Source organism: Achromobacter sp. (assembly GCF_057314935.1).
The window spans coordinates 4,392-12,130 of the sequence record NZ_DBHKZA010000037.1; the positions used below are offsets into that span (position 1 = coordinate 4,392).

Here is a 7,739-nt window from a genome sequence, read left to right on the forward strand (position 1 = left end):
TCGACGACGTCGCCGTCTTCCAGGTAGATGATCTGGTCGGTCGTGCCGGCCAGGGCCAGCGCGTCGGAGGCCAGGAAGTTCTCGTTCTGGCCCACGCCCACCACCAGCGGCGAGCCTTGGCGCGCGCCGACGACGCGGTGCGGTTCGTCGCGGCAGAACACGGCGATGGCGTACGCGCCATGCAGGCGGCGCACGGCGTTCTGCACGGCTTCGAACAGGTCGCCGGCGTACAGGTGGTTCACCAGATGCGCGATGACTTCAGTGTCGGTCTGGCTTTCAAACACGTAGCCCACGGCCTGCAGCTCGGCGCGCAGTTCGTCGTGGTTTTCGATGATGCCGTTGTGGACCAGCGCAATGCGCGGCTCGTCGTTGCCCAGGCGCGAGAAATGCGGGTGGGCGTTGTGCGTGGCCGGCACGCCGTGCGTGGCCCAGCGGGTGTGGGCGATGCCGGTGAAGCCTTGGACCTTGTCCTCGGCAACCTGCTCGGCCAGTTCGGCCACGCGTTGCGTGCTGCGCGTGCGGCGCAGATGGCCGTCGGCGTAGACGGCGACGCCGCAGGAGTCGTAGCCACGGTATTCCAGCCGCTTCAGGCCTTCAACCAGGATCGGGGTGATGTCGCGCTGGGCGACGGCGCCAACAATGCCGCACATAGGAGAGACTCCGCTAAGTTCGTGTACCGACGCATTGTGCGCGACTCGCCAAGAAATTTGATTTCTTTATGCTGCCAAAAATGGAAGTTAATTCACTTACATAATTGTGATTAAATAATCTTTCTTCAAAAACCTATTTTTGAATTAATCATGCAAAACGTGCCGATTTCGCTACCGGAACTGGATGATCTGGACCGGCGCATTCTTGAACAGTTACAAGAAGACAGCGCGCTGACCAATCAGGATCTGGCCGCGCGCGTGCATGCGTCGCCCCCGACCTGCCTGCGGCGCGTGCGGCGGCTGGTGGACGAAGGCGTGATAGACCGGCAGGTCGCCATCCTGGCGGCCGAGAAGCTGGGCAGCACCCTGACGGCGATTGTGGAGATCACGCTGGACGTGCAGGCGGCGGAAAGCCTGGATGCGTTCGAGCAAAGCATGCTGGCCGAACCCGCGGTGCTGCAGTGCTACCGGGTGTCGCCGGGGCCGGATTTCGTGGTGATCGCGCAGGTCAAGGACATGCCGGCCTATCACGCGCTGGTGCACCGGGCCTTCACCGCCCAGGCCAACGTGCGCAACGTGCGCACGTTCTTTTCGGTGCACCGCGCCAAGTTCGAGACGCGGATCGACGTGCGGGCGTGATGCCGCGGCGAGCGCCGATTACTGGCGGCCCAGCAGGCGCTGGAACTGCGCCAGGTAGCGGTTGCCCATCTCCTGGACGTCGTGCTCGCTCTTCACGTACGCATAGGCGCGCTCGGTGACGTCGTGGCGGAAGGCCGCGTCGTCCAGGCAGCGGGCCATGCCAGCCGCCATGGCCTGGTGGTCGCCTACCGCAACCAGCACGCCGCGGCCATCGGCCAGGCTTTCCTTCAAGCCGCCCGCGTCGGTGGAGACCACCGGCACGCGCTGCAGAAAGGCGTCCAGCACGCTGCTGCCCAGCGCCTCTTCCTCTGAGCTCATGACGAACACGTCGAGAATGCTGTAGAAGTCTTCGACCCCCTTGCGGAACCCGGCAAAACGGTAGACGTCTTCGATGCCGAGTTTTTTCGCTTCGTCCTTGGCCTGCTGCTCGCGGTCGCCGCCGGCGCCGAAGTGCAGGAAGACGAAGTCGCGGCGCGTCTTCGCCAGTTCGCCCACGGCGCGCACCAAGGTCACCGGGTCCTTGTCGCGGATCAACGCGGCGGACGTCGCCATGACCTTCTTGCCGGCCAGATCGAATTCGCGCACCAGCGCGGCGACGTTTTCCGCATTGATCTCGTGCGGTTCGACGGCGCTGCGGATGATGACCGGTTCGATGCCCAGCCGGCGCGGTTCGCTCGCCGCCATCTCGCTGATGGCCACGAACAGGTTGGCGTGGCGCCACTTGAAACCCGTCTTCCATTCGTCGCCCGGTTTGACCACGAACGACGTGCGGCGCGAAAACGCCACCGGGCTGCGATGCAGCCATTTGGTCAGGACGGCCCAGGTGATCGTGTTGGCGGTCTGGGCGTGGATGATGTCGTAGCGGCCGGCGCCAGCCAGGAACGCCAGCTGCCCGGGCACGTTGCGGCAGGTATGGGCCACAAAGCCCTCCTGGCGCGCGCGCTCGGCCAGCGGCGCGCCCTCGCGGCACATCACTTCGACATCGTGGCCGGCCTTGCGGAAAGCGCGCATGCAATACAGCGTCTGCCGCTCGCCGCCGCGCCAGCCTTTCTCGAAGTTCAGCTGCAGGATCTTCATGCGCGCCCGATGCCGGAATACTCGAAGCCAAGGCCGCGCACGTCGGCCGGTGTGTACAGGTTGCGGCCGTCGATGATCAGCGGCGTCTTCAGCAAGGCCTTCACGCGGTCGAAGTCCGGCGCGCGGAAGACCTTCCATTCGGTAGCGATCAAGAGCGCATCCGCGCCGTCCAGGGCGTCGTACATGTCGGTGGCGAAGCTGATGCCCGGCTGGCCGACCAGCACGCGGGCGGCCTCGTGCATGGCCACGGGGTCATAGGCCCGCACGTCGGCGCCGCGGCGCGTCAGTTCGGCGATGACCGTCAGGCTGGGGGCCTCGCGCATGTCGTCGGTGTTCGGCTTGAACGACAAGCCCCACAGCGCGATCTTGCGGCCGCGCAGGTCTTCGCCGTAGCGCGCCACCAGCTTTTCCGACAAGCGGAACTTCTGCGCGTGATTGGCGGCTTCGGCGGCTTCGATCACCCGCATGGGCAGGGAATTCTCGGCGGCGGTGTTGACCAGCGCCTGCACGTCCTTGGGGAAGCAGGAACCGCCGTAGCCCGCCCCGGGGTACAGGAAGTGGTAGCCGATGCGGGGATCGGCGCCGATGCCGCGGCGCACCTGTTCGATGTCCGCCCCCAGCGCTTCGGCCAGGTTCGCCATTTCGTTCATGAACGAGATGCGCGTGGCCAGCATGGCGTTGGCGGCGTATTTCGTCAGCTCGGCCGAACGCACGTCCATCACCATCAGGCGGTCGTGCGTGCGCTGGAACGGTTCGTAGATGCGGCGCATCACGCCGACCGTGTAGTCGTCGTCGGCGCCGACGACCACGCGGTCCGGGCTCATGAAGTCATTGATGGCGGCTCCTTCCTTCAGGAATTCGGGGTTGGAGGCCACGCTGAACGGGATCTCCACGCCGCGGGCGGCCAGTTCCTTGTTCACCACCGCGCGCACCTTGTCGGCCGTGCCGACGGGCACGGTCGACTTGTCCACGATCAGCTTGCGGGACGTCATGTGGCGCGCGATGTTCTGGGCGGCGGCCAGCACGTATTTCAGGTCCGCGGAGCCGTCTTCGCCCGGCGGCGTGCCCACGGCGATGAATTGCACGTCGCCGAAGGCCACGCTCTGCGCCACGTCGTCGGTGAAATGCAGGCGGCCCGCCTGCACGTTGCGGCGGACCAGGTCTTCCAGACCGGGCTCGTAGATGGGGATGCCGCCCTGGCGCAACAGGGCGATCTTCGCCGCGTCCACGTCCAGACACATGACGTCGTTGCCCATGTCGGCCAGGCACGCTCCCGACACCAACCCCACGTAACCGGTACCCACGACCGTGATTTTCATGCCTGCACGCCTTCAAAATAGGGAATCTTGCGCGCCTGGCCTCAGGACCAGGCGCCGGCCGCCATTATAGAAGCGGCCACGGGCCAGGGGCGGAACCGCCCTAGACCCGCAGTTTGTTGAACCGGACGGTGTTGACCACCACCGCCAGGGCGGCGCAAACCGTCCCCAACACCAGCGCCAGCCCGGGGCCATGCGCGACACTGACGCTGAAGGCGATGGCCACCAGCGCCGTGCCGAAGCTCTGGCCGAAGACGCGGGTGGTGGCCTGCAAGCCACCTGCCGCGCCACTGCGCGAGCGGGGCGCGGCCGACAGCATGGCACGGTTGTTCGGCGTCTGGAAGAAGCCGAAGCCCACCCCGGCCACGAACATGCCCGCCACGATGGGCCAGTTGGACACCGAGGACGGCAGCAGCGCCAACCACAGCATGCCGGCCACCATGGTGGCCGCCCCCACGCCGCTCAGGGTGGCGGCGGAATAGCGGTCGGACAGGCGGCCCGCCAGCGGGGCGATGATCGCCGTGCCCACGGGCCAGGCGCCCATCAGCATGCCCACCTCCAGGTACGGCCGGCCCAGCACCTGCTGAAAATAGAAGGGCAGCGACACGTAAGACGCCATTTGCGCCGCGAAGGTGCAAGCCGACGCGCCCACGGCGAACGCCAGCGGGCGGATGCGCAGCAGGTCCACCGGCACCAGGGGCGCCGGTTGCTTGCTGACGCGGCGCACCAGCACCAGGCCCGCGACGGACGCGATCGCCACCAGGCCGATGCCGCGCAGCAGGTCCTGGCCCATCATGTCCACGCCCGAAATGAAGACGCCCAGCGTCGCCATGCACAGCAGGGCGCTGACCCAATCCAGCTTCACGTCGTTGCGCGGCACTTCCGGCAGATGGCGCAGGCCGAACATGGCCAGCACGCAGATCGGCAGGTTCACCGCGAAGATCCACGGCCACGGCGCCACCGACAGGATGGCGGACCCGATGGTGGGGCCCAGCACCGACATCACCGCCACCGTCGTGGCGTTGATGCTGATGCCCCGGCCCAGCATCTTCAGGGGGTAGATATTGCGCACCAGGCCGCCGAACATGCACATCAGCGTCGCGGCGCCCACGCCCTGGAACACGCGCGCCGCGGTCAGTTGCCACAGCGTGCCGGCCAGCGCGCACCCCAGCGAGGCCAGGGTGAACAGCATCAGGCCGAAGGTGAACATGCGGCGGAAACCGATGCGCTCGGCCAGCGCCGACAGCGGCAGCAGCGTCATCACCACCGCCAGGTTGTAGGCGTTGACGATCCAGACGGCTTCGGCGGGCGAGGCGTGCAGGTCGACGGCAATGGTGGGCAGGGCCACGTTGGCGATGGTGGTGTCCAGCACCGACAGGCTGATGCCCGTCATCACCGTAGCGGCCGCCCAGTACCGGCGGGGGGCCGGCAAGCCGTCGGGCGGGGCGGGCTTGGCGCCGCCGCCCTGGGGCGTGTTCTGTGCGGCGTCGCTCTCCGCCATCACGACTTCTTGACCGGACGCTGCCAACCCTCAACGGTGAGCTGTCTAGCGCGCGACACGGTCAGCTTCTCGGCCGGTGCGTCGCGGGTCAGGGTGGTGCCGGCGCCCAGGGTCGCGCCGCGGCCCACGCGCACGGGCGCCACCAGCTGCGTATCCGAGCCGATGAAGGCGTCGTCCTCGATGATGGTGCGGTGCTTGTTGACGCCGTCGTAGTTGCAGGTGATGGTGCCGGCGCCCACATTGACGCGCTCGCCGATGGCGGCGTCGCCGATGTAAGCCAGGTGATTGGCCTTGCTGTCGGCGCCCAGCACGCTCTTCTTGATCTCGACGAAGTTGCCGACGTGGCTGCGGTCGCCCAGTTCGGCGCCCGGGCGCAGGCGGGCATACGGGCCCACGCGCGCGTCGCGGCCCACTTCGGCCTGCTGCAGATGGCTGAACGCTTCGATCTGCGTGCCGGCGCCGACGGTGACGTCGCGCAGGACGCAGTGCGGGCCCACGCGCACGCCGTCGGCCAAGGTCACGGTGCCTTCGAACACGCAGCCCACGTCGATGAACACGTCGCGTCCGCAGGAAAGCGTGCCGCGCACGTCAAAGCGCGCCGGGTCGGCCAGCGTGACGCCGGCTTCCAGCTGGCGGCGCGCCTGCTCGCCCTGCCAGCGGCGTTCCAGTTCGGCTTGCTGCACGCGGCTGTTCACGCCCAGCGTTTCCCAGCCCGCGCCAGGCTGGGCCGCGCCCACCGGCACGCCGTCGACGACCGCCAGCCCGACCACATCGGTCAGGTAGTACTCGCCCTGGGCGTTCTTGTTGTCGATGCGGGTCAGCCAGTCTTTCAGCTTGGCGGTCGGCGCGGTCAGGATGCCCGTGTTCACTTCCTTGATGGCGTGCTCGGCTTCCGAGGCGTCCTTGTGCTCGACGATGCGGCACACGTTGCCCTGGGCGTCGCGCACGATGCGGCCATAGCCGGTGGAGTCCGCCAGCACTTCCGTCAGCACCGCGGCGCCCGAGGCGCGCGCGGCCAGCAGGCGTTGCAGCGTGTCCGGCTGCACCAGCGGCACGTCGCCATACAGCACCAGCGTCACGTCATCCTTGCCATCGCCTTCCAGCAGCAGCGGCACTGCCTGCTGCACCGCGTGGCCGGTGCCTTGCTGCGGCTGCTGCAGCACGAAGTGCAGATCGGCCTGACCATCGAAAGCCTGTTTGACGCGGTCGGCGCCGTGGCCCACCACGACGATGATGCGCGCCGGCTTCAGTTGGCGCGCGCTGTCCAGCACGTGGGCCAGCATCGGCTTGCCCGCCAGCGTGTGCAGCACTTTGGGAAGGTCGGACTGCATGCGTTTGCCCAGTCCGGCGGCAAGAATCACTACATTAAGCATAGGTTCCAGGAAAGGTTGGGACGGTCGAGCGGCCTTCTAGCCGTCTCGCGTGTCGATTGAAAGGGGATCAGGGCTTGCCGTCGGCAGGCCCCGGTTTCTTGGCGGTCTTGGCCGCGGACTTGGCGGCCGTCTTGGCGGCCGGCTTGCGTGCCGCGGGTTTGGACGCCTTGGCCTCGGTCTTCGCGGCGGCCTTGGCGTCGCCGGGTTTGGCCTTGGGGTCCGCCCCCGGGTCCACGCCCGGCGCGGCGGGACTGGCCGGCATGGACGCGGCGGTGGCCGCGGCGATCTGGGTGAACTGCTGCTGCAGCAGGTCCCACCAGGCCTTGGACGCCGATTGCGCGGCGGCCCCCATCTGTTCGCTCATGCCCTGCATGGCCGACTCCGGCGCGGCCTTGTCCGCGGACCCGTCCGCGTCCTTGCCGTCGGCCTCGGGCTGGGCCTTGTCTTGTGCCGGCGGCGGATTCGAGGCCGGCTTGGCGGCGGCCTTGGGCGCGGGTTTCAGCCCCAGCACCACTTCCAGCGGAGACGCTGCGCCGCTGTCGCGGACCGCGCCCAGGTCCATATTGGCCGCGCTATCCACGAACGCGCGCAGCGTGCTGATGGTGGAGCGCTGCACTTCCATGCCCTGAATGGTGGAAGACAACATGGACAGGTTCATGCGCAGCCAGTTTTCCACCGAGCGCAATTCGGCGATGCGGCGGTCCAGGTCTTCGAGATTCATGGGCGGCGCCATCGGCAGGCTGCTGGCCAGGCCGCCGGGTCCCGTCAGGCCGGCCCAGGCCTGGCGCATCATTTCCATGCTGGCCAGGAGGGGATTGCCCGACAGGTCGGAGTTCTGTCCCATGCCAGGAAGGACGAACGGATTCGTGAATTGGTCGCTCATGCCAGGTCTCCCCAAATACGGATGGTTTCCGCCGGCCGCCGGTCAACCCGGCAGCAGCTGATTATTCTCCACGCGCACACGGTCGCCCGAGGCAAAGGCGAACGGCTGCGCGCTACGGAACTGGCGCGCACTACCGTCGCCCATGCGGACCGTGAGTTCATAGTGCGTCACCGTTTGTTGCTGTCTGATATTACGCTCAACTTCACGGCCTGCCAAAGCGCCGCCGACCGCGCCCAGCACGGTCAGGGCCGTCTTGCCGCTGCCTCCGCCAAACTGATTACCCACAACGCCTCCCACCAC

The 7,739-nt window shown here is 67.5% G+C and carries 8 protein-coding genes; 1 reads left to right on the top strand and 7 read right to left on the bottom strand.

Going from position 1 to position 7,739, the window contains the following annotated elements; translation table 11 throughout:
* Positions 1 to 650, bottom strand: a 650-nt coding sequence (locus ACO6D5_RS15310; RefSeq protein ID WP_485825850.1) for a class II glutamine amidotransferase, incomplete at its 3' end; no start/stop codon positions are given.
* A 150-nt stretch (positions 651 to 800) separates the two neighbouring features.
* Between ACO6D5_RS15310 and ACO6D5_RS15315 the strand changes: the two genes are divergently transcribed.
* Positions 801 to 1,289: an Lrp/AsnC family transcriptional regulator gene (locus tag ACO6D5_RS15315; protein ID WP_315528540.1), complete on the top strand. Its 489-nt coding sequence runs from the start codon at positions 801 to 803 to the stop codon at positions 1,287 to 1,289.
* Positions 1,290 to 1,307: 18 nt separating this feature from the next.
* Here ACO6D5_RS15315 and ACO6D5_RS15320 read toward each other — a convergent pair whose 3' ends face one another.
* The 6 genes from ACO6D5_RS15320 to ACO6D5_RS15345 all read right to left on the bottom strand — a co-directional run.
* Positions 1,308 to 2,366 (bottom strand): glycosyltransferase, encoded by a 1,059-nt coding sequence (locus ACO6D5_RS15320; RefSeq protein ID WP_315528539.1) that lies wholly within the window; start codon positions 2,364 to 2,366, stop codon positions 1,308 to 1,310.
* Positions 2,363 to 3,685, bottom strand: a complete 1,323-nt coding sequence (locus tag ACO6D5_RS15325; protein ID WP_315528536.1) for a UDP-glucose/GDP-mannose dehydrogenase family protein — start codon at positions 3,683 to 3,685, stop codon at positions 2,363 to 2,365. Before ACO6D5_RS15325 ends, ACO6D5_RS15320 begins: the two co-directional genes overlap by 4 nt.
* Before the next feature lie 100 nt (positions 3,686 to 3,785).
* Positions 3,786 to 5,183, bottom strand: coding sequence for an MFS transporter (locus tag ACO6D5_RS15330; RefSeq protein WP_315528534.1), 1,398 nt, complete (start codon positions 5,181 to 5,183; stop codon positions 3,786 to 3,788).
* Entirely contained in the window at positions 5,183 to 6,556 is a 1,374-nt protein-coding gene (glmU, locus tag ACO6D5_RS15335) for a bifunctional UDP-N-acetylglucosamine diphosphorylase/glucosamine-1-phosphate N-acetyltransferase GlmU (RefSeq protein ID WP_485825851.1), read from the bottom strand. Before glmU ends, ACO6D5_RS15330 begins: the two co-directional genes overlap by 1 nt.
* Before the next feature lie 67 nt (positions 6,557 to 6,623).
* Positions 6,624 to 7,439 (bottom strand): PhaM family polyhydroxyalkanoate granule multifunctional regulatory protein, encoded by an 816-nt coding sequence (locus tag ACO6D5_RS15340; RefSeq protein WP_485825852.1) that lies wholly within the window; start codon positions 7,437 to 7,439, stop codon positions 6,624 to 6,626.
* A gap of 42 nt (positions 7,440 to 7,481) precedes the next feature.
* The coding region (locus tag ACO6D5_RS15345; RefSeq protein WP_485825853.1) for an outer membrane lipoprotein at positions 7,482 to 7,739 on the bottom strand (258 nt) is incomplete at its 5' end.

Excerpts from the sequence above, each read along its gene's own strand:
- ACO6D5_RS15315 (WP_315528540.1), top strand. The coding sequence starts at position 801 with ATGCAAAACGTGCCGATTTCGCTACCGGAACTGGATGATCTGGACCGG.
- ACO6D5_RS15330 (WP_315528534.1), bottom strand. The coding sequence starts at position 5,183 with ATGGCGGAGAGCGACGCCGCACAGAACACGCCCCAGGGCGGCGGCGCC.
- ACO6D5_RS15320 (WP_315528539.1), bottom strand. The coding sequence starts at position 2,366 with ATGAAGATCCTGCAGCTGAACTTCGAGAAAGGCTGGCGCGGCGGCGAG.
- glmU (WP_485825851.1), bottom strand. The coding sequence starts at position 6,556 with ATGCTTAATGTAGTGATTCTTGCCGCCGGACTGGGCAAACGCATGCAG.
- ACO6D5_RS15325 (WP_315528536.1), bottom strand. The coding sequence starts at position 3,685 with ATGAAAATCACGGTCGTGGGTACCGGTTACGTGGGGTTGGTGTCGGGA.
- ACO6D5_RS15340 (WP_485825852.1), bottom strand. The coding sequence starts at position 7,439 with ATGAGCGACCAATTCACGAATCCGTTCGTCCTTCCTGGCATGGGACAG.